This is a genomic window from Spirosoma fluviale, assembly GCF_900230225.1.
Classification (GTDB): domain Bacteria; phylum Bacteroidota; class Bacteroidia; order Cytophagales; family Spirosomataceae; genus Spirosoma; species Spirosoma fluviale.
In genome coordinates, this window is record NZ_OCNH01000007.1 from 150,036 (window position 1) to 171,376 (window position 21,341).

Consider the following 21,341-nt stretch of genomic DNA (forward strand, 5'->3'; position numbering starts at 1 on the left):
TGAGCCAGCGCGCTGGCTCAACGGCCATGAACTGAATACCATAACCTGAATACCATAAACCGTAAACTTTTTACAAGTGACTGGATTTGAGGAATTGGCCAAACAAACGGCCCTATACCCGAAAGAAGCGCCATTGGCCGTAAAGACGAATCGAAACAGTCTTCTTATTGGTCTACCTAAAGAGGTATCGCTTCAGGAAAATCGCATTGCACTCACACCCGAAGCGGTGTCTATACTGGTTCGTAATGGCCATAATGTGATCGTGGAGCAGGGCGCGGGCGAGAAAGCCAAGTTCTCGGATACGGAATATAGCGAAGCCGGTGCCCAAATTGCCCGCTCTCCTAAAGAGGTATACGAAGCCAACCTGATCCTTAAAGTCGAACCGCTCGTCGATGATGAATTTGAGCATGTTCAATCGGGAAGTACGGTTATTTCGGCGTTGAACCTGCCGGTTCATGACCGATCTTATTTCGAAAAAATAAACAGTAAAAACCTCACTTCGTTCGGGTACGAATTCATTGAAGATCAAGGCGGTAACTTACCCGTAATTCGCTCCATGAGCGAAATAGCAGGCAGTACGGTCATGCTCATTGCCGGCGAATACCTCAGCAATGCCGACAATGGCCGGGGCATTATTCTGGGTGGAATAACCGGCGTCCCCCCCACGAAAGTGGTCATGCTCGGTGCTGGAACGGTTACCGAATACGCCGTTCGAACTGCGCTGGGTATGGGTGCCGACATAAAGGTATTTGATAAACATTTGTATAAACTCCAACGGCTCAAATACGCCGTTGGCCAGCATGTGTACACCTCAATCATAGATTCCGATACGCTGGCCGAAGCCATTCAGCGGGCCGATGTCGTGATTGGTGCCATGCGCGCCGATGATGCAATGAGTCCCGTGGTTGTTACGGAAGAGATGGTTGGCCGTATGAAACCGGATTCGGTTATCATCGACGTATCCATTGATCAGGGAGGCAATTTCGAGACATCCCGTATGACAACCCATAAGCAGCCTACATTTAAGCACATGGGCATCATTCATTATTGCGTTCCAAACATTGCAGCCCGCGTAGCGTATACAGCTAGTATGGCGCTGAGTAACATATTTCTTCCGTTTCTGCTCGAAACGGGTACTACGGGTGGCATTGAGCAGATGATGTACGCGAACCGTTGGTTTATGAAAGGTGTTTATACCCATAAAGGAACGCTCACCAATGCCTACATCGCCCGCAAATTCAATATGCGGTTTAAAGATCTTGACCTCTTGCTGGCCGCCCGATTTTAAAAACAGTAATGAGGAGTCTTTTTTGAAGGAGTTAGTATGTAGGAGTGAGGAGCCATCCAGCAGACAGAACGCTATCGCGTTTTTTCGCAACCGGATGGCTCCTCGCTCCTCGCTCCTAACTCCTTCAAAAAAACTCCTAACTCCTCTAAAAAAATGATTAACCATAGCAACGAAAATACGCTACTCGACGACGCCAACTCGTACGACGTAAACAAAGAGTTGATGGGCAAAATCTCATCGGATTTTGTAAAAGTGGCTGATCAACTGAAAGAAGCATCCTATCAAATCAGAAAACGTGGTTTTTCCGATTACCCCGTCTTCGTTGCCTCTCGTCGGGATGTTCCTATGGGGCAGTTGCTCATTGCAGCCGATGAATTGGGTAATCATTGGAACTACAAGGCCTCGTTTGTCGACGAATTTACACAGCGTGAACTAATTGGTCCGGAATCGCTCGATCTTTGGAAAGAGAATTACAAAACGCCCGATGAGTATTGCTGTCTTTTTATTGTACACGGCGACTTTGCAGGCTTTGTTTATATTCCATTTCCGGAAGATTGAGTAAACCCATGCCAGACTTTTCCCGAAGCCGGTTCAACCTGAACCGGCTTTATTTTTTGCCATTTTTGTCAAAGCTGGACTGCTAAAAAGCGTAAATACTCAGTAGCCAAACCATTGACCATGAAGTCGACAATGTTCAACTAAAATCACCATGTTCCAGACCGTTCAATAATACTTTTTTGAGAAACGCCCCATGGAGAAAAAAGCATCCCGAATTCTTCTTTTCGCCCCTGTTTCGACCTTCTCTTAAGCAACATAAAACTGTCGCAAAAGGCCCTATAAATCACCGCAGAGCCACTATCTATCGAAGGAGTTGATGTTCAGGCATTTTTTTTGTATATTAAGTTATTCTTAACGAAAAGGGATTGTGAATGAGTAATTATTTTTGTATTTTTACAATCTAATCAGCCTTCTGAACCAGGGCATTTTTCAGACTTAAAACAACAAATTCCAGACACGCTCCCATTCCAATATGACTAACGAACTAGTTGAAGCAGACGCTCCCATTGACACTAACAGGGGCAACTACGATGCTGATAATATCCAGGTATTAGAAGGCCTGGAAGCCGTTCGCAAACGGCCATCCATGTATATCGGCGACGTAGGTGTGCGTGGTCTTCACCACCTCATTTGGGAAGTTGTTGATAACTCCATTGACGAAGCGCTGGCGGGCTACTGCGATAAGATTAGCGTAACCATTAATCCTGACAATTCGATTACGGTACAAGATAACGGGCGGGGTATTCCAACCGGCATCAACACTAAAATGGGTAAGTCGGCTCTGGAAATTGCCATGACGATTTTACACGCTGGCGGTAAGTTCGACAAAGACACCTACAAAGTTTCGGGTGGTTTGCACGGGGTAGGTGTTTCCTGCGTTAATGCCCTTTCAACCGACGTACGCGTCGAAGTTCACCGCGAAGGCAAAATCTTTGAGCAGGAGTATAAAATTGGCGTTCCCCAGTATGATGTGCGCATCATTGGTGAAGCCGATGATACGGGTACGACAACGCATTTCAAGCCCGACAATAGCATTTTCACTGAAACCGTTTACAAATACGAGACCATTGCCGGTCGCCTGCGCGAACTGGCTTACCTGAATAAGGGAATCCATATTTTCTTGAAGGATATACGCGAAGTTGACGAGACGGGTGAACCTATTCGTCAGGACGACTTCTTTTCGGAAGGCGGCCTGGTGGAATTCGTCGAATTTCTTGATGTAACCCGCCCCGCCCTCGATGGGATGAAACCCATTTACATGGAAAATACCAAAGGAGCTACGCCCGTACAGGTTGCTCTGGTATACAACTATGAGGCCGGTGAGAACGTCTTGTCGTACGTCAACAACATTAACACCCACGAAGGTGGTACGCACGTCCAGGGCTTCCGCTCAGCGCTAACACGGGTCTTAAAAAACTATGCGGATAAAAATCCGGGGGTATTGCCTAAGAACTCGGGTAAAGTAACGTTCAGCGGAGAGGACTTCCGAAAAGGGCTCACTGCTGTGATCTCGGTAAAGGTTCAGGAACCTCAGTTTGAAGGGCAGACCAAAACCAAGCTCGGTAACCAGGACGTTGTGAGTGCTGTAAGCCAGACCATGGCCGACCTGCTCGAAACATGGCTGGAAGAAAACCCGAACACGGCCAAAGGCATCGTTAAGAAAGTGCTCGTTTCGGCTCAGGCGCGTATTGCGGCCGATCTGGCCTACAAGCGCATTATGACCGAGCGTAAGGACTTTATGGGCGGCATGGGACTTCCCGGCAAACTGGCCGACTGCTCCGATACCGATCCTGAAAAATGTGAGTTGTACCTTGTAGAGGGTGACTCGGCCGGTGGAACGGCCAAACAGGGGCGTAACCGGGCGTTTCAGGCTATTTTGCCCCTTCGTGGTAAAATTCTGAACGTAGAGAAGGCCATGGAGCACAAGATCTACGAAAACGAAGAGATAAAAAATATCTGGACGGCCCTTGGTGTACGGCTTGAGAAAAAAGATGATGAGACCGTAATGAACCTGGATAAACTCCGGTACCATAAAATCATTATCATGACTGATGCTGACGTGGATGGCAGCCACATCCGTACCCTCATTTTAACGCTGTTCTACCGTAACATGAAGGCGTTGATCGACAATGGGTACATTTATATTGCCCAGCCTCCTCTATACCTGGTTAAGAAGGGTAAAGAAGAGCGGTATTGCTGGACAGAAACCCAGCGCGAAGCAGCCGTAAAAGAACTGGCAGGCAGCGGCCGTGAAGAAAATGTTGGTGTTCAGCGCTACAAAGGGCTTGGTGAAATGAACGCCGAACAACTCTGGAGCACAACAATGAATCCCGATACCCGGTCGTTAAAACTAGTGACCGTTGAGTCTGCTGCTGATGCCGACCACGTTTTCTCGACGCTGATGGGTGATGAAGTTGCCCCCAGACGGGAATTTATCGAACGAAACGCCAAATACGCCCGAGTGGATGTTTAACCGAATGATAACATAAAGCGGGCTATTTAGTCCGCTTTTTTGTTTTACTTCACAGTTCTGTAAACAGTATGCGTTACTCCCTTAACTCAAACCGAAATATATTGGGTAATTTGGTTTCCCGTTTCACTAATAAACAGGCCAATACGCCTGCTCAGGGGACAGACAAAATGGCAAAAGTTAGCGAAAAGGTTACCAGCGTCATCGACCAGAGTAATTACCTGAGTCGTGATTTAAGTTGGCTCAAGTTTAACGAGCGCGTTCTGGACCAGGCCCGCGACACGAAGCCACCGCTGAGCAATCGTACTCTCATGGAGCGGTTGAAGTTTCTGGCTATTTCGGCGTCGAATCTGGATGAGTTTTTTATGATTCGGGTGGGTAGCTTGTACAACTATCTCGACTATCATAAACAACGGGTCGATTATTCAGGATTGCGCGAAGTACCGTTTCGAAAAGCGTTGTACACAACTGCGCATAAGTTTTTTCGCGATCAACAGACTGTTTTTTCAGAACAATTGTTGCCGCTTTTTGCCGAAAATGGCCTTCAGCTGTTGACTCATTCCAGCCTGACTCCGGAAGAGCAGGTCGAAGCAACCAACTATTTCGATCGGGCGATCTACCCTACGCTGACACCGATGCTGTATGATTACACGCATACGTTTCCGGTATTGCTGGCGAAAGTCCTCATTTTTGGCGTTGTCACCCAGAACCCGGATGACGTTGAGATCAAGAGTTTACGGGCAGAAGACGAAGATGAGCGGCAACGGCTTTCGTTTGTCCAAATTCCGGCTAACCTCCCCCGGTTTGTGTCATTTGAGCGAGAAGATTCGATCGTCTTTATCCCGATCGAAGAAATTGTTCGGCATAATATCAAGAAACTTTACCGTAACGTCGAAATACTATCGATGAATCTGTTTCGCATTACGCGAAACGGCGATTTTACGCTCGATGAGAACGACGACGACGAGGTCGATTTCATTGATGAAGTCAGGCAGAAAATAAAAAACCGGCGTCTGGGCCGGGTTACGCGGGTTGAGATCGAAACCGAAGGCAGTGCTGCTGGCAGTCAGTCGACCATTAGTTCTCCCTGGATGCTGAACCTGCTGAAAAAACGGTGGGAAATTGATGACTTGAACATTTTTGAATCGCATACGCTGCTCGACTTTTCGTCATTGTGGCAGATCATCGGCAATCCCGAATTCAAAGATGACATGCCCCTCCCCCACGCACCGGTGCAACCACTGGGATTAGGGCGTGATAAAACCGACGATATTTTTGAGTTGATCAAACAGCGTGATTTGCTGTTGCATCACCCTTACAATAATTTTGAGCCCGTACTTCAGCTGCTGGAACAGGCGGCCGAAGACCCGAACGTACTGGCCATCAAGATTACCGTTTACCGCCTGGCAAAACGCTCCCGTATTACAGAAGCGTTGCTGAAAGCGGCCGAAAACGGCAAACACGTTTCGGTACTGTTCGAAGTAAAAGCGCGTTTTGACGAAGAAAATAACATTCGTGAAGCCCAGCGGTTGCAAAAAGCAGGATGCTTCGTCATTTATGGTATCAGTCGCTTTAAAACGCACACCAAACTACTGCTAGTTGTTCGTAATGAAGGGAGCCGGGTGGTGCGCTATGCCCATATGGCTACGGGTAACTATAATGAAGATACCTCGAAACTCTACACGGACATCGGGCTGCTGACAACGAACGAAACCTACACGCACGACATCTCGGAGTTTTTCAACGTAATAACGGGCCACTCCGTACCAAACGAATACCAGTACCTGATTACCGCCCCACGCGACATGCGTGAGCAGCTATTACGGCTGATTCGTCTGGAAGCCGAAAACGCCAAACACGGTTTACCGAGCGGCATATGCATTAAAGTCAACTCGCTGGAGGATAAACTGGTTATTGACGAGCTATACAAAGCATCGCAGGCGGGAGTACCCATCCGTCTCATTGTTCGAAGCATATGCTGTCTGCGCCCCCATCGGGCCGGACTTAGTGATAACATCACGGTGCGTTCCATTGTGGGTGACTTTCTGGAGCACACCCGTATCTATTATTTCCATAACAACGGCGACCCGAAAGTATACGGAGGCAGTGCCGATGTTATGGTTCGCAGTTTTGATCGGCGCATTGAATCGTTGTTTTATCTGGCTGATCCACGCGTAAAACAGCAATCCATTTTAATTCTGAAATATAACCTTCAAGATAACGTTAACGCTTATGAACTAAAGGAAGATGGTGACTTCAAAAAATGTGAAGTACCAACCGGAAGTCAGCCTTTCAGCATCCATCAACGTTTCTTCGAAACTACCGAGAAGGAAGCGATGGATGCCCGCCTTTTCGATGGTGAGCTTAAGTCGGCAGAGATTGCTCAGATTGAGGAAGAATACCAGGAAGGAGCGGAACGGGCTATCGCCAACATTTAAATTAAGCCCTAACAAAAGGGGCAGATTTGACGAATATAATTCGTCAAATCTGCCCCTTTTGTTTTCCCTATTCTTTTATGAGTTCGTCCCATCCCTTCTTTTTGTATCTTCGCCAACCTAACTGTAATTGTGTCGTCACTGAATGGAGCGTTTTACCGGCCTAATTGGCATTGTTTTAATTCTGGGCATCGCTTATGCCCTGTCTGATAATCGTAAAGCTATTAATTACCGTACTGTTGGGGTGGGTCTTGCTCTTCAGTTTGGCCTGGCGGTTTTCGTTTTAAAAACGGATATAGGCCAGCGTCTCTTTCAGGGTCTGGGCTATTATGTTGACCGTTTGCTGCAAAAGGCCAATATTGGTGCCGAGTTTGTCTTCTCATCTCTAGTAAGGCCGGATATTCTTAGCAAAGCCTTTGGTCCCGGAAACAACTTCATTTTTTTCTTTAAAGTCGTTCCAACAATCATTTTCGTAGCCGTTCTGGTCAATATTTTTTATCACCTAGGCATCATGCAGCGCATTGTAGCCGTGATGGCCAAAGCAATGAAATGGTTGATGGGCGTTAGCGGGGCCGAAGCGTTATCCAACGTAGCCAGTACGTTTGTTGGGCAGGTAGAAGCGCAGATTATGATCAAGCCGTATCTCAATGGCATGACCAACTCTGAACTTCTGGCCAGTATGACCGGCTCGTTTGCCTGTATTGCCGGAGGAGTACTTGCTGTTTATATCTCACTGGGTGTACCCGCTCCTTATTTGCTGGCGGCCAGCATCATGGCCGCCCCGGGGGCGTTGGTCATCAGTAAAATCGTGATGCCGGAAACCCAGGTCTCGGAAACCCAGGGGACAGTAAAAGTTGAAATCAAGAAAATTTACGCGAATCTGCTCGATGCCATTGCCGCCGGCGCCAGCGAAGGACTAAAAGTGGGATTTAATGTAGTGGCCATGCTGATTGGTTTTATAGCCCTGATTGCGCTGATCGATAGTTTTATGTTCCGGATAGGCTTCTACATTTTCGACGTCGATTTTCTCAGCCTTAACTACCTGCTCGGCAAGTTTTTCTCCCTGTTTGCCTGGGCTATGGGCGTACCGGCTAAAGACATCGAAGCAGCCGGTGCCTTGATGGGCACTAAAATGGTGGTCAACGAATTTGTTGCGTATCTGGACCTCGTTAAGATCAAACAAACACTCGACCCTAAAACGATTGCGATCGTTAGTTTTGCCCTCTGCGGTTTTGCCAATTTTAGCTCCATCGCCATTCAGGTAGGTGGTATTGGCGAACTGGCTCCAAAACGCCGAAGCGACCTGGCCCGTATTGGATTTAAAGCACTCATTTGTGGCACACTGGCCAGCTATATGTCGGCTACTATAGCTGGATTGCTCTTATAACAAGCCGTGTTTTACACGTACTAAAATCAATGCCTTTAGCCAGCTGATCTTGCAGATCAGCTGGCTTTTTTTATGGCCCAAAAGAATTGCGCCCGTCAGGTATTGCCTTTTTATACGATACCATTTTTTCTTTCCATTATTCAATTCTACCTTCGGATTATCCGTTTATTTACACATACAGTCAGGCTATTATGATTCAGACAAAGCTTATCCCCCGCACTACCGAAGCCCATGAGCCCCCATTACTCATAAAAAATCTGCTTGCGCAGTCGCTCAAATATGAACCCCAGCGCGAAATAGTTTATCGGGACCTATTTCGGATGAATTATTATCAGTTTAATCAGCGTGTCCGGCAGCTCGCAAACGTACTGACCGATCTGGACGTAAAACCGGGCGATACAGTCGCCGTATTGGATTGGGATAGTCACCGTTATCTCGAATGTTTTCTAGGCGTAACCAGTGCCGGTGCTATCCTGCACACGATAAATATCCGGTTATCTCCATCGCAGATTCTTTATACCATGAATCACGCCCAGGATAAGGTCGTCTTCATTCACGAGGATTTTCTCCCGATTCTGGCTGCTATAAAGCCTCACTTGACCACGGTTGAAACCTATGTTGTTCTAAGTGACAAGGTTTATACAGGAACGTCGGACACAAGTAATCTTTCGGAAATCCCCGAGGGGTTCGCCGGTGAGTATGAGTCGCTTCTGAAAGGAGCTTCAGACCAGTACGATTTCCCGGACTTCGACGAGAATACCTGGGCAACCACCTTTTACACAACTGGCACAACAGGAAATCCGAAAGGTGTTTATTTTTCCCATCGGCAATTATTCATGCATACGATGGGGCTCCTGACGTACATCATCGGTTATGAAGCCATGCCGTTTAAGGGCTCCACTGATGTGTATATGCCTATTACACCCATGTTCCACGTCCATGCCTGGGGTTTTCCGTTCCTGGCAACGATGATGTCGGCAAAGCAGGTTTATCCGGGCCGGTATGAGCCCGAACTACTGCTTAAACTGCTCATTACGGAAGGCGTTACCCTATCGCACTGTGTGCCCACTATCCTGAATATTCTGGTCAGCAGCCCGGCTGCGCCAAAATTCAAGCAGAATCTTAATCGGTGGAAAGTGTTGATTGGTGGCTCGGCACTAACAAAAGGGCTGGCCAAAGCGGCAACAGAACTGGGCATTACCGTAATGTCGGGCTATGGTATGTCGGAAACGGCTCCCGTAATGGCCGTAGGGTATTTGAATGAGCAGGAGCAAAAGCTATCGCCAGAGGATCAGATCGAACTTCGCACCCGTGCCGGTCGTATATCTCCGTTTATCGAGATGCGATTGATGGACGATGACGGCAACTTTGTTCCACACGATGGCCATTCGCTGGGTGAGATTGTTGCACGTGGTCCGTGGCTTACTCAGGGCTATTACGATGACCCCGAACGAGGAGCTGAACTTTGGAAAGGCGGCTGGCTTCATACGGGCGATGTAGCCAGTATCACGCCCGACTATTGGGTGATGATCGCTGATCGCACCAAAGATGTTATCAAGACCGGGGGCGAATGGGTATCCTCGCTGGATATGGAAGATGTATTATCACAAATTGAGGGGGTAGCCGAATCGGCTGTAATTGGTTTACCGGACGACCGCTGGGGTGAGCGTCCTCATGCGCTGATCGTTCTGAAACCAGGCTATACTTTACAAGCAGAAAGCATCAAAGCCGGTTTACAGGCAAAAGTCGAACGGGGCGAATTGCACAAATGGTATGTCCCGGACCGCATACTTTTTGTTGCCGAGATTCCCAAAACCAGTGTTGGTAAAATCGACAAAAAGAAGATCCGCAGCGAAATGAAAGAGCTAATTTTGGGTAAAGTAAGTGAGTAAGTCGGCAAGTCAGTGCCGGCGCGCAAGCCACTTACTGACTTACCAACTTATTAATCACATACAGTATGATTCGAATCGGACTTTTATCCGACACACATAGCTACCTGGACCCGCAGATTTTCACGCATTTCGAAGATTGTGATGAAATCTGGCATGCCGGAGATGTAGGAAATGTTGCGGTGGCCGATGCTTTAAGGCAGTTTCGACCGCTACGAATCGTTAGCGGCAATATTGACATGGAATCAACCGAATTGCCATTAAATCAGCGGTTTGCACTAGAAGGGTTCGACATCTGGATGACGCACATCGGTGGAACGCCCCCTAGTTACAATCCGACAATCCGACCACTTTTACGGGACAATCCGCCCAATATTTTCATCTGCGGTCATTCGCATATTCTTAAAGTTGTTCGCGACACCACCATGAATAACCTGCTTTTCATTAACCCCGGTGCAGCAGGTAAAACAGGTTTTCATAAAATGCGTACCGCTATCCGGTTTTCTCTCGATGCAGGTCGCATTCTGGATATGCAGGCCATTGAACTGGGTAAAAAGTAAAAAGGGTCTCCTGTGAACAGGAGACCCTTTTTACTTTACTCTATCCCATTAAATGGGAAGCGATTCCGGTTCAGTTTCGGCAGGCTTTGATTCCTTACCGATTTCCTCTTTTACCTCTTCAGCTACCCCTTTATTTTTGTAGGCCTGATAAACCGTTTCACGCTCGAATGGTCGCTTTCCAATCAGGCGAACCAGATCATTCTGGTAAAGAATTTCCTTTTCGAGTAGTTCCTTGGCCAGAATTTCCAGAGCGTCACGGTGTTCGGTTAACAGATTTTTCGTCCGGTCGTAAGCCAAACTAACAATCTTACGAACCTCTTCATCGATGTGCTTAGCCGTCTCTTCCGAGTAAGGCTTGTTGAAGTTGTAGTCCGATTGCTTGGAATCGTAGAATGATACGTTACCAATTTTGTCGTTCATTCCGTACATTGTCACCATGCTATAAGCAAGCTTAGTAATCCGCTCTAGGTCGCTCAGCGCACCGGTCGACACTTTACCAAAGATCAGGTCTTCGGAAGCACGACCGCCCAACGCCATGCACATCTCGTCCATAAGTTGTTCAGTACGGTATAGGTACTGCTCACGGGGTAAGTATTGTGCATAACCAAGAGCAGCTACACCGCGTGGTACGATCGTCACCTTCACAAGGGGATCCGCATGTTCGAGGTACCAGCCTGCCACGGCGTGACCCGCTTCGTGATACGCCACAATCTCTTTTTCTTCCGGAGAAATGATCTTGTTTTTCTTTTCCAGACCACCGATCACCCGATCCATTGCATCCTGGAAATCTTTCATATCAACGGCCTCTTTATCACTGCGGGCAGCAATCAGAGCGGCTTCATTACACACGTTGGCAATCTCTGCACCGGCAAAACCAGGCGTTTGTGCAGCCAGTTCTTTCGGATCAACATCCGTAGACAGCTTAATTGGTTTCAAGTGAACCCGGAAGATAGCCTCCCGACCAATAATGTCTGGTTTGTCAATGCTTATCTGGCGGTCAAAACGACCTGGACGCTGCAAAGCGGGGTCCAGTACATCCGGACGGTTCGTGGCGGCCAGAATAATGATACCTGAATCGGTAGCGAAGCCATCCATCTCTACCAGCAATGAGTTGAGGGTGTTTTCCCGTTCATCGTTAGCGCCGGGCATCGAGCCACGACCACGTGAACGGCCTACCGCGTCAATCTCATCGATGAAGATGATACAAGGTGCTTTTTCTTTTGCCTGTTTGAACAGGTCGCGCACCCGGGCTGCACCAACCCCAACGAACATCTCAACAAAGTCCGAACCCGACAGCGAGAAGAAAGGAACACCAGCCTCACCAGCAACGGCTTTGGCCAAAAGGGTCTTACCTGTGCCCGGAGGGCCTATCAGCAAAGCACCTTTAGGAATTTTTGCCCCAAGTTTCGTGAACTTGGTTGGATTTTTCAGATAATCAACAATCTCTTTGATCTCTTCCTTCGCTTCATCGAGGCCCGCAACGTCATTGAACGTGATCTTTACCTTGTTATCTGCATCGAATAAAGCGGCTTTAGATTTCCCAATGTTAAAGATCTGACCACCCGGACCACCGGCTCCAGACATACGTCCGAGCAGGAAATACATGGCCAGAATCATTACGATCAGGAAACCCCAGGTACTAATGATACTACCAAAGTCACTCCGGGTTTCAAACTTAAGGTCGATCTTTTCATTTTCAGGCTGCCCTTGCTGAAGTTGGTCCAAATCCTTTTTGAACGTTTCGCCAGAAGCAATCTGGAATTGAAAATGAGGACCCTGGTTGTTTCCGAAATAAGGCTTATCGGCAAATCGATTTTTGTATCTGGGACTCTGAGCGGCTTGCTGCGTAAGCGTCACTTCGGCGATTTTGTCGTTCACGACGATTGCTTCAGCAACCTCATGATCTCTGACCATACGCTCAAACTGCTTCTGCGATATATCCTGGGTAGCTGAACTTCTGTTAAAGAATGTAATGCCAAGAATCGCGGCAATCAGCAACGCAACAATCCAGCCCTGGAAATTAGGTTTACGTGGCCCACCACGGGGTACTAACGGATTTCTATTATTATTTTCTGCCATTTCCTCAGGTTGTACTAACGGATTACATGGGTAACACCGTTTTGCGGTTGATTGTTTCTATCGCGAAACGGTTAGGACAAACGGTTTGTCAGCCCCATAAACGGCCCGTTTAAATGCTATGTTTAAACAGCCAGACTAAATTTTCCTCAGGAGGCTACCGCCAGGTCATTGTCGGCAATCAGACTGATTTCAGCGTCACCCCAAAGCTGTTCAAGATCATAAAACGAGCGTCTATCTTTCTTGAACACGTGAGCAACTACATCCACATAATCCAGCAAAATCCACTCCCGGTTTAGCTTTCCTTCTCTATGCCAGGGGTCTTGCTTACTTGCTTTATAAACTTCTTCTTCGATGGAAGTCGAAATAGCATCAATCTGTGTGTCCGAATTACCCGAACAAAGGACGAAATAATCACAGATTGCGTTTTTTACTTTCCGCAGGTCCATGACAACAATATCCTGCCCTTTTTTCTCCTGCATTCCCCGAACGACGAAGTCACGTATCTGCTCGGCTGTAAACTCACTATTTTTGTTAATTCTCATGCTTTCGGTTTAACATTGCACGATAAGCCAGTCAGCGGGTACATAATCATTAAGAGGAGTTCCTCAGCACCATTCACTAGCTCTCTATACTACTAAATTATATATTATTTTGTACAAAATCCATCCCAAAACGCTTTTTATTGGACAAATTCTCCAATACCTGCCAAGCTGTCAGTCAACTAACGACGAAGCTTCCGTTTTGATTGCACAAATCGACCCAAATGAAGGACTAGTTGTCATTACTGACAATCAAACCGCTGGGCGGGGGCAACGCGGGAATCAGTGGGAAGCGAAAGCGGGTGAAAATCTTACCTTCTCTCTACTTCTTAAGCCTGGATTTTTGATGGCCAAGGACCAATTCTGGTTGAATATGGCCATTTCATTGGGCATATACGATGCGCTTCAACCACTTGTTGGGTCGGCGCTTCGCATCAAATGGCCGAACGACATTTATGTCAGCGATCAAAAGTTAGGAGGAATCTTAATTGAGAATACGCTGCACGGCTATAGCATTGCCTGGTCGGTGGTAGGCATAGGGCTTAACGTGAATCAGACAGAGTTCGGTTATTCAACCGCCACCTCCTTACAAGCCCTGGCTCCTTTACCAAATACCTACGACCTGCCCGGCCTGCTCAGCCGACTTTGTGAGACTTTGGAACAGCGCTATTTGCAGTTACGATCTGGCCAGCGCGACACGCTAAAGATTAATTATCTACAAATACTCTACCGCTTCCAGGAAGAACACAGTTTTGAAAGCGAAGGGCAGGCCTTTAGAGGTACTATTATTGGGATAGATCCTAATGGTCGCCTGGCCATCAATGCCAACGGCCAAGTTCGTTATTTTGGCTTTAAAGAAGTAAGTTTTTCTATATGAAGTATTAGGAGCGAGGAGTGAGGAGTTGCTGACGCCAGCAGTATTTGCGCGTAAGCAACTCCTCACTCCTCGCTCCTAACACTCACTCCTCACTTAATCGCTTCCTCAACCGGGTTGCCAATGCAGCCGCTGGGTTCCAGCAGACCGAGTAATGCAGTGATGGTTGGCGCAATGTCATGAATATGAGTCCGGCGCAGGGTTTGCCCCGGCCGAATGCCCCAGCCATAGAGCAAAAAGGGTACATGTGTATCGTAAGCATAGGTGGTGCCGTGAGTAGTGCCTTTGCTGCGCCCCTCCAGCCAGCCAGGTTGCTGCATAACATAGAAATCACCACTACGGTTAGGATGATACACATTCCGGAACAGGTTTTCCTGCAATTCAGGCAAAGCTTCTGCGCCAAGATTATGCAGATTAACGACATTTACTACCGCCTTTTGCTTAAGCAACATCGAACGAAGCAGTTCATATACATCCTGCATAGCTATTTTCTTCTCGGTCAACAAAGCATGATTGAGGTAGATTTGCTGATTCATGTACGAGAGCATCCACTGTCCCGGCCCATATGCCTTTTCAAGCGTAGACTTTACGGCGTCACCAATCTCGCCATAACCTCGTACTCCGGCCGGAATCCGGTTCTGCTGTAGAAAGCCGGGTGAGTCGACCACACCATGATCGGCCGACAAAAACGCCACCCATTGACCTTTGCCAACGCTTGCATCCAGCTGGTTGAATAGATCAGCCAACTGGTGGTCGAGCCGGAGGTACTGATCTTCCGTTTCAATAGCGTGGGTACCAAAAGCGTGTCCAACATAATCGGGAGACGAAAAGCTAACGCATAGCATATCGGTTACATCTCCCTGACCCAGTTTCTCTTCTTTCAGGGCTGCCAATGCAAACTCTTTGGTAATTTCATCCCCATAGGGGCTTGTTCGCAATGGCTCATATTTGCTTCCCCCAGCCTGAATAGCAAACCCGTGAGGAAAAACAGACTTTGTCTCACCCGCCAGTACGGTCTCGTAAGGTTCGTCATCCTGCGTACTTTCGGTATACTGGTTCAGAGACAACGATGGTTCCCACGTCTGGCTTAGGTACTTGTCAGATAATTTTCGGGCATTGAAGGCCTGCACCCATTGCGGCAATTCGTTCTGGTAAAATGTACTGCTGATAAAATTACCATCTTTGGAGTCGTACCAGTAAGCCGCGTTGGCCGCGTGACCGGCGGGCAAAATGGCTCCCCGGTCTTTTAAAGCAATCCCAATGACCTTCGCCCGACCGTCGGTGGCGAGTTTTAACTGGTCGCCGATGGTGGTTACCAGCAGGTTACGGGGCGACATTTTGCCTGCCGTACCCGTATTTCCGACCGTTTTAACGGTTGTATCTTCAGCACAATAGAGCAGACGACCAATGTTTCGTTCGTAAAAATCATTCCCGACGATTCCGTTTAGCGCGGGGGCCGAACCGGTATAAATGGCAGCATGACCGGGGCCGGTATACGTAGCAGCATAATGGTAATGATTGTTTCGGGCATTGAACCCGCCGTCCATCATACGGCGAAAACCACCCGAACCAAACTTATCATAATACCGATATAAGTAATCATAACGCATTTGGTCTACCACAATCCCAACAACAAGTTTAGGTTTGGCAAGCCGTTTGCCCGGCATCGGTTGTTGAGCAGAAGTAACGATTTTTGCTGTACCCGGAACCGTTTTCTTAGGTTGTGCCAGGGTTGCTGTGGTGACCATTGCCACCAGCAAGACAGGGATAATCAGGCGCATAAGCCGTTTTTATGGAATAATTGAGAGACTTCAGCAAATGTACAAACAAATTACCCGGTCAGCGAACGGACTAAATTAAGGGACAGTTAACTCATTTTAATGAAACCTTATAGCCCCATTAGCCGTATTGATTATCAGTTAGCTATTCGTTAACACGGTTGTGCTGGCAGGTTAACCTGACAGATAAGTTTTTTGCGTTCTATGATTCACCTAACGAGTCCGGCCACTGTAGGGCTGACGGCTTTACTTTTCTTTATAGCTATTTTCGGACGCTACGTTCTCTTTTCATTAGCGTTCTGGTGGTTATTCAAAGTTTCCCTGAAAGAGCAGTTCGCTCATCGGGCCGTCCAGACACGCCCCCGGAAAGCTGGACAGGATTGGCGCGAGATTGGCTGGTCTGTTATTACATCGCTGATCTTCACGGCTATTGCTATTGGGATTATTTACGCTTATCAGCTAGGTTATACCAGAATCTACACCGATATACATGCCTACCCGTTACTGTGGTACCCCGCCAGTATTATGTTAGTCCTTTTCATTCATGAAACGTATTATTACTGGCTACACCGATGGATGCATTGGCCGGGTGTTTATAAACTGGTCCACAAAACCCACCACGACAGCATTACAACTTCCCCGTGGACAGCCTTTTCGTTTCATCCTACCGAAAGTACGTTACAGGCTATTGTTATTCCGGCGCTGACATTTATTTTACCGCTGCACATATCAGCGGTGGGACTTATTTTGATGATCATGACCATGTCGAGCGCTATAAATCACCTGAATACGGAAATTTACCCGCAGGATTTTAACCGGCACTGGCTGGGGCGATGGCTCATTGGTGCCACCCACCACAGTCTGCATCATACGCAGTTCAGGTTCAACTACGGCCTTTATTTCACCTTCTGGGATAAATGGATGAACACCGAAAGCCCGGACTTCCATCGGTTGTTTGGGGAGAAGAGTAAGAAGGCGGTATTAGGAGCGAGGAGTGAGAAAGCAGTATTAGGAGCGAGAAGTGAGGAGTGAGGAGTTGCTAACGCGCAAATACTACCGGCGTCAGCAACTCCTCACTCCTCGCTTCTCGCTCCTAATACTATACCAACCTACTTACTCCGATCAATTGTGTATTGCACCAGCTTGTGTAGGGAGGACCGATAAGGAGAATCGGGGAAGTCGTTTAGTAGTGCCTGCGCTTGGGCAACATAATGGTTCATGGCTTTGGTAGCGTATTCGATGCCACCGGAATTTTTCACGAACTCTATCACTTCATTGACTTTTTTGGGCTTCCCGCTTTCGTTTTTGATGATGTTGATGATCCGGCGTTTTTCGAGATAGCCCGCTTTGTTCAAGGCGTAGATGAGCGGTAGGGTCATCTTTTTCTCTTTAATATCAATACCCAGCGGCTTTCCTACTTCGGCCGTACCATAGTCGAACAAGTCGTCTTTAATTTGAAAGGCAATGCCAACTTTCTCTCCAAAAGCATGCGCCTTGTCAACAATTTCCGGGGCAATACCAGCCGACCTTGCGCCTACGGCGCAACAGGCAGCAATGAGCGAAGCCGTTTTCTGGCGAATAATCTCGTAATAAATATCCTCTGTAATATCCAGCCGACGCGCTTTGTAAAGCTGTAATAATTCACCTTCGCTCAGTTCGCGCACGGCGGTAGAAACGATCCGGAGCAGGTCGAAGTCGTTGTTATCGACCGATAGCAACAGCCCGCGCGACAGCAAATAATCGCCCACTAATACGGCTACTTTATTCTTCCAAAGCGCATTGATAGAGAAAAATCCCCGACGATAGTTCGACTCGTCGACCACATCGTCGTGAACGAGCGTGGCCGTGTGGAGTAATTCAATTAACGACGCTCCACGGTAAGTAGCTTCGGTGATGGAGCCGCAAACACCGGCCATCAGGAACACAAACATTGGACGCAATTGCTTGCCTTTCCGCTTCACGATGTAATTCATGATTTGGTCCAGCAGCATGACGTCGCTTTTCATTTGCCCTTTGAACTTCTGCTCAAACAGTTCCATTTCAGCAGCAATCGGGGCTTGTATCTCGGCGACGGTAATAGCCATGAAGAAGTATATCAGTCAATAGCGGTAGTCAATCAGCAGGAAGCGCAGGCTATTGCCTTATAATAAATGACTATCGGCTAAATTTCCAGCAAGTATAGTAAGGAAAGAGCAGACGCCGAAAAAGCGCTTTAGAAAACATGGCGTCAGTTTCATAACTATCCGTGTGTCAATTCGTTTTGATTATTAATTGAAAAACATCAACTTTCCACACTTATGATCTTATAACGCTACCTGCTATAGGTGTCTATGATTGACAACCCCACCCCGCCCCTTCCACATCCCGCAGCCATTTCAACGACTCCTCATCTAGCCATGCGCGCCCTCGTCCTGGGTGGTGGCTCACTTAAAGGTGCATTTCAGGTAGGAGCCGTCATGGCTCTTTTTGAGTCGGGTTATGTGCCAGACCAGCTCTATGGCATTTCGGTGGGTAGCCTGAACGCTACATTCATTGCCCATGAAGCCGCCCGTCAGCAGGCGTCAACCGGCCACGTAGACTGGGTAAAAGTTGGTAAGTTTTTGATTGAATTCTGGATTCGGAACATCACAAAACCCGATGATGTAGCCGTTATCCGTTCTCGCTTTCGAATGGGCTACGACACGGTTATGAGTCGTTTTGATGGGTTACTGGACAACTCCCCTATCCAGAACCTGATTCGAAATACGATAGACTTTGAGGCACTAAAAACTGGTCCGGTGAAACTTAAAGTTGGGGCCGTCGATATTATTGAAGGTGACATGTGTTATGCCGATGCCCATGACCCTCATTTCCTGGATTATGTGTTTGCCAGCAGTTCCCTTCCGTTCCTGATGCCGGCCGTGCAAATCGGGGGCGACCATCGGCGGGCGTTTCTGGATGGAGGCTTACGGGAGGTAGCGCCCCTGCGGGTAGCTATCGAAGACGGCGCTACGGAAATTGCCTGTGTCGCGTGTCACGCCAAGAAAATCTATAACGAAAAGTTTAACTACCGAAACCTGTTGAACCTCATGGACAGGGTCAAAGATATTACGGTCAACCAATTGGTTAACAATGACATTGCCTGGGCCGAACGCTTTGCCAACCGGGAACACCTCCACGGACGGGAATTGGAATTAACGATTATCCGCCCCACCGAGCCACTTTCCCTGAATCTCATGAAGTTTACCTCCGACGATATTGGCCGAATGATTGTTCAGGGCTATCAGGCCGGAACAGACATGCTCAAGCAAAATCGAAAAACCGGGAATCCGGCCAGTTTGACCTGATCCTTACTTAGACTTGTAAGGCCCGTAGATTGCCTTCACCGTATAGGTTTCACTCGTGTCATCAAGTACAATTACACGGTACGATTTTCCGCCGGGTTCAACCCGTACGACCACATGTCCTGACTGACTTTTCAGTCTGGGCAAAAAGTCACTAATAGCCGCTTTTGCCTCTGGAAGCAGGTTTGTGGCAAATACATCACGCTCAACTGAATAAATTTCTTTGGAGAAGAGCCGATTGAGTACTTCGGGTGCCGGATGAGACGATGCCCAGGCTGGTATTATAAAAACACGTGGTTGCAGATTTGCTAAAAGCGTTCCGTTTTCTGAATCAGCATAGCCGTGGTGATCGAGCAACTGAACATCGACCGGGCCAAGGATGCTGGCCAGGGGCGTTTCGACATCATGCCAGGCTGGTGCTCCAAACTGAAGAACGCCCTGAATGTCTCCGCCAGAGAAGTACGTGAATTTTCCGTACCGCAGCTGAAAGACAATGCTGCACATGTTCTCGTTCGGATACTCAGCCGCTTTCAGTGTTTTCAGGTCAGGAAAAAGTTGTCGTGTTTTGTCTCCCTCACCCATCCACATGGCTCCGTTAACCATCAGGTTCCTGATCTCTACTGGATATTTACTGCGTAATTCCGGCTGTTTTACAAACGTAATCTGATTCATTTGCCCAGCGGTGAATCGTTCCGTAACCAGCCCATTATGTTGGGTCTGCCAAGCTAGAAACCGCCGGTAATTGACAACCATCGAATCCCCCCCAAACGAACGAGGGTAATCATAATCCGGCCATCCCCGATCCAGTATCTTGCGAATGGGTATATGTTCGCCTACCTCGGTAATACCCGTTAATACATACCCACCCCGACCCCGTTTTGTCACATTTGAGGGTGTCCCCATGTGGTCATCGTGAAAATGCGTGATAACAGCACAATCAAGTACGGGACTAGCCTGAAAACGCAGTGCATTGCGTACGTAACGTGCAATCCATTCGCCAGCTTGTCGGCTGTTATTGGGCTTCACAGGGATATTTCTGGGAGCATTCGTTCGCCAATCGAGGGAATTTATGGCACCGGCATCGACTAACAGTGTTGTCCCATCTGGCAACACCATAAAAGTAGCGTTACCCTGACCGGTGTTGATGTGGTGAATATCGAGCTGACCAGTATGCCAGACAGGAAGAGATTCTCCTAGCCGTTGCGCCTGTGCGGGAAACCACGTCACAAACAGAATCAGGCAAATTGATAGTCGGATAAGAGACATACGGAAGCTGATAGATTAAAATAAAGCGGATACGTCAACCGGCCGGTCCGTAGTGATAATATCGCCCCCCTGCCGGACTATTTCCCGGTAGCCGCCAGTTGCTTCAGCCATCGGCTTTTCATCCAGTTGTCCGGCTCCGTACGTTCCTACAGAGGCTGGAACCCCAAGTTTACGTAGCCGTTCGTAAAAGGAAGCTGGCTGGAGTTTCTGGGGAGTCAGCGCAATTAATCGCTGTCCGGAAACCAGCTGACTTGTTTCAAATCGATCCAGGTCGGCCATGTTATTAACCCCAACGGCCAGCCACAGAGTTGGATACTGGTCACGAACGCGTTGTGCCTCGGCCATCGAGTAGCAGATTACAAACACAGAATGCACAGCCCCATGTTTTTCCACTTCCTTCATTACCCGTATCGGATCGGTACCTGGTTTGACGTCTAAGGCCAGCATGTACCGATTACGGTTCCAAGTCAGTACGTCCGTAAATGTGGGCATAGCTTGTCCGGTAAGTGCCCCAGACAGGGTTTTAAGCTTCACTTTCGTCAATTCTCGCAACGTCCGTTCAGCAACGGCCCCTTTTGCATCAGATTCGCGATCCAGTGTCGGGTCATGTAATAAGACAAAAGTACTGTCTGCCGTCATCCGCACATCCATTTCGATAATGGCGTTGGGAAGGCGTTGAGCCGTCTTATTGAATGTTACAATTGAATTTTCCGTATCCAACGGACCGGGGCCACCCCGATGAGCCAGAATAAGCGGATGTTTACCGGTATCCTTGAGCGAAAAGAAAGAATCAACTGCCTTTGTATTCTGAAATCGGTTCAGACGTTGTGCCATCGCTCCGCTTAATACGAAGAGAGACACGAGTATAATAAGGTTAGTTTTCATGACGTGTGCC

The 21,341-nt window shown here is 48.0% G+C and carries 16 protein-coding genes; 10 read left to right on the plus strand and 6 right to left on the minus strand.

Annotated features, from left to right (window positions below):
* The first annotated feature begins 76 nt into the window (after positions 1 to 76).
* The 7 genes from CRO74_RS27220 (at position 77) to CRO74_RS27250 (ending at position 10,587) form a co-directional block, all read left to right on the plus strand.
* The gene (locus CRO74_RS27220) at positions 77 to 1,288 is read left to right on the plus strand and encodes an alanine dehydrogenase (RefSeq protein ID WP_097130767.1); all 1,212 of its coding nucleotides are present in this window, start codon (positions 77 to 79) and stop codon (positions 1,286 to 1,288) included.
* A 153-nt stretch (positions 1,289 to 1,441) separates the two neighbouring features.
* Entirely contained in the window at positions 1,442 to 1,846 is a 405-nt protein-coding gene (locus CRO74_RS27225) for a hypothetical protein (RefSeq protein WP_097130768.1), read from the plus strand.
* Between the two features lie 472 nt (positions 1,847 to 2,318).
* The gene (gene gyrB / locus CRO74_RS27230) at positions 2,319 to 4,319 is read left to right on the plus strand and encodes a DNA topoisomerase (ATP-hydrolyzing) subunit B (RefSeq protein ID WP_097130770.1); all 2,001 of its coding nucleotides are present in this window, start codon (positions 2,319 to 2,321) and stop codon (positions 4,317 to 4,319) included.
* Between the two features lie 68 nt (positions 4,320 to 4,387).
* On the plus strand, positions 4,388 to 6,754 hold the full coding sequence (gene ppk1 / locus CRO74_RS27235; RefSeq protein WP_097130772.1) for a polyphosphate kinase 1: 2,367 nt from the start codon (positions 4,388 to 4,390) through the stop codon (positions 6,752 to 6,754).
* Between the two features lie 142 nt (positions 6,755 to 6,896).
* Positions 6,897 to 8,138, plus strand: a complete 1,242-nt coding sequence (locus tag CRO74_RS27240) for a NupC/NupG family nucleoside CNT transporter (protein ID WP_097130774.1) — start codon at positions 6,897 to 6,899, stop codon at positions 8,136 to 8,138.
* Positions 8,139 to 8,329: 191 nt separating this feature from the next.
* Positions 8,330 to 10,030 carry a fatty acid--CoA ligase gene (locus CRO74_RS27245; RefSeq protein WP_097131143.1) on the plus strand — a complete coding sequence of 567 codons (1,701 nt, stop codon included), beginning with the start codon at positions 8,330 to 8,332 and terminating at the stop codon, positions 10,028 to 10,030.
* Between the two features lie 65 nt (positions 10,031 to 10,095).
* Positions 10,096 to 10,587 (plus strand): metallophosphoesterase family protein, encoded by a 492-nt coding sequence (locus tag CRO74_RS27250; RefSeq protein ID WP_097130776.1) that lies wholly within the window; start codon positions 10,096 to 10,098, stop codon positions 10,585 to 10,587.
* A 48-nt stretch (positions 10,588 to 10,635) separates the two neighbouring features.
* Here CRO74_RS27250 and ftsH read toward each other — a convergent pair whose 3' ends face one another.
* A complete protein-coding gene (ftsH, locus tag CRO74_RS27255) occupies positions 10,636 to 12,666 on the minus strand; it encodes an ATP-dependent zinc metalloprotease FtsH (RefSeq protein ID WP_097130777.1) in 2,031 nt (676 codons plus the stop codon).
* 146 nt (positions 12,667 to 12,812) lie between these two features.
* A complete protein-coding gene (gene rsfS / locus CRO74_RS27260) occupies positions 12,813 to 13,208 on the minus strand; it encodes a ribosome silencing factor (protein WP_097130779.1) in 396 nt (131 codons plus the stop codon).
* A gap of 109 nt (positions 13,209 to 13,317) precedes the next feature.
* Between rsfS and CRO74_RS27265 the strand changes: the two genes are divergently transcribed.
* Complete coding sequence (locus CRO74_RS27265; protein ID WP_097130780.1) at positions 13,318 to 14,082, plus strand: biotin--[acetyl-CoA-carboxylase] ligase; 765 nt, start codon at positions 13,318 to 13,320, stop codon at positions 14,080 to 14,082.
* 89 nt (positions 14,083 to 14,171) lie between these two features.
* On the opposite strand, the gene pafA is transcribed toward CRO74_RS27265, so the two are convergent.
* Complete coding sequence (gene pafA / locus CRO74_RS27270) at positions 14,172 to 15,860, minus strand: alkaline phosphatase PafA (RefSeq protein ID WP_097130782.1); 1,689 nt, start codon at positions 15,858 to 15,860, stop codon at positions 14,172 to 14,174.
* A gap of 201 nt (positions 15,861 to 16,061) precedes the next feature.
* Between pafA and CRO74_RS27275 the strand changes: the two genes are divergently transcribed.
* Complete coding sequence (locus tag CRO74_RS27275) at positions 16,062 to 16,889, plus strand: sterol desaturase family protein (RefSeq protein WP_097130784.1); 828 nt, start codon at positions 16,062 to 16,064, stop codon at positions 16,887 to 16,889.
* Between the two features lie 77 nt (positions 16,890 to 16,966).
* On the opposite strand, the gene CRO74_RS27280 is transcribed toward CRO74_RS27275, so the two are convergent.
* On the minus strand, positions 16,967 to 17,941 hold the full coding sequence (locus CRO74_RS27280) for a polyprenyl synthetase family protein (RefSeq protein ID WP_097130786.1): 975 nt from the start codon (positions 17,939 to 17,941) through the stop codon (positions 16,967 to 16,969).
* A 246-nt stretch (positions 17,942 to 18,187) separates the two neighbouring features.
* Here CRO74_RS27280 and CRO74_RS27285 point away from each other — a divergent pair, with 246 nt between their 5' ends.
* Complete coding sequence (locus tag CRO74_RS27285; RefSeq protein ID WP_097130788.1) at positions 18,188 to 19,183, plus strand: patatin-like phospholipase family protein; 996 nt, start codon at positions 18,188 to 18,190, stop codon at positions 19,181 to 19,183.
* A 3-nt stretch (positions 19,184 to 19,186) separates the two neighbouring features.
* On the opposite strand, the gene CRO74_RS27290 is transcribed toward CRO74_RS27285, so the two are convergent.
* Positions 19,187 to 20,446, minus strand: a complete 1,260-nt coding sequence (locus tag CRO74_RS27290; protein WP_097130789.1) for a ComEC/Rec2 family competence protein — start codon at positions 20,444 to 20,446, stop codon at positions 19,187 to 19,189.
* Positions 20,447 to 20,461: 15 nt separating this feature from the next.
* Positions 20,462 to 21,331, minus strand: a complete 870-nt coding sequence (locus CRO74_RS27295; RefSeq protein WP_097130791.1) for a glycerophosphodiester phosphodiesterase family protein — start codon at positions 21,329 to 21,331, stop codon at positions 20,462 to 20,464.
* Positions 21,332 to 21,341 lie beyond the last annotated feature (10 nt).

Bases quoted from the DNA above. Each gene is read 5' to 3' on its own strand.
- ppk1 (WP_097130772.1), top strand. From the start codon at position 4,388: ATGCGTTACTCCCTTAACTCAAACCGAAATATATTGGGTAATTTGGTT.
- CRO74_RS27250 (WP_097130776.1), top strand. From the start codon at position 10,096: ATGATTCGAATCGGACTTTTATCCGACACACATAGCTACCTGGACCCG.
- CRO74_RS27240 (WP_097130774.1), top strand. From the start codon at position 6,897: ATGGAGCGTTTTACCGGCCTAATTGGCATTGTTTTAATTCTGGGCATC.
- CRO74_RS27295 (WP_097130791.1), bottom strand. From the start codon at position 21,331: ATGAAAACTAACCTTATTATACTCGTGTCTCTCTTCGTATTAAGCGGA.
- CRO74_RS27290 (WP_097130789.1), bottom strand. From the start codon at position 20,446: ATGTCTCTTATCCGACTATCAATTTGCCTGATTCTGTTTGTGACGTGG.
- pafA (WP_097130782.1), bottom strand. From the start codon at position 15,860: ATGCGCCTGATTATCCCTGTCTTGCTGGTGGCAATGGTCACCACAGCA.
- ftsH (WP_097130777.1), bottom strand. From the start codon at position 12,666: ATGGCAGAAAATAATAATAGAAATCCGTTAGTACCCCGTGGTGGGCCA.
- CRO74_RS27225 (WP_097130768.1), top strand. From the start codon at position 1,442: ATGATTAACCATAGCAACGAAAATACGCTACTCGACGACGCCAACTCG.
- CRO74_RS27280 (WP_097130786.1), bottom strand. From the start codon at position 17,941: ATGGCTATTACCGTCGCCGAGATACAAGCCCCGATTGCTGCTGAAATG.
- CRO74_RS27285 (WP_097130788.1), top strand. From the start codon at position 18,188: ATGATTGACAACCCCACCCCGCCCCTTCCACATCCCGCAGCCATTTCA.
- CRO74_RS27245 (WP_097131143.1), top strand. From the start codon at position 8,330: ATGATTCAGACAAAGCTTATCCCCCGCACTACCGAAGCCCATGAGCCC.
- CRO74_RS27275 (WP_097130784.1), top strand. From the start codon at position 16,062: ATGATTCACCTAACGAGTCCGGCCACTGTAGGGCTGACGGCTTTACTT.
- gyrB (WP_097130770.1), top strand. From the start codon at position 2,319: ATGACTAACGAACTAGTTGAAGCAGACGCTCCCATTGACACTAACAGG.
- rsfS (WP_097130779.1), bottom strand. From the start codon at position 13,208: ATGAGAATTAACAAAAATAGTGAGTTTACAGCCGAGCAGATACGTGAC.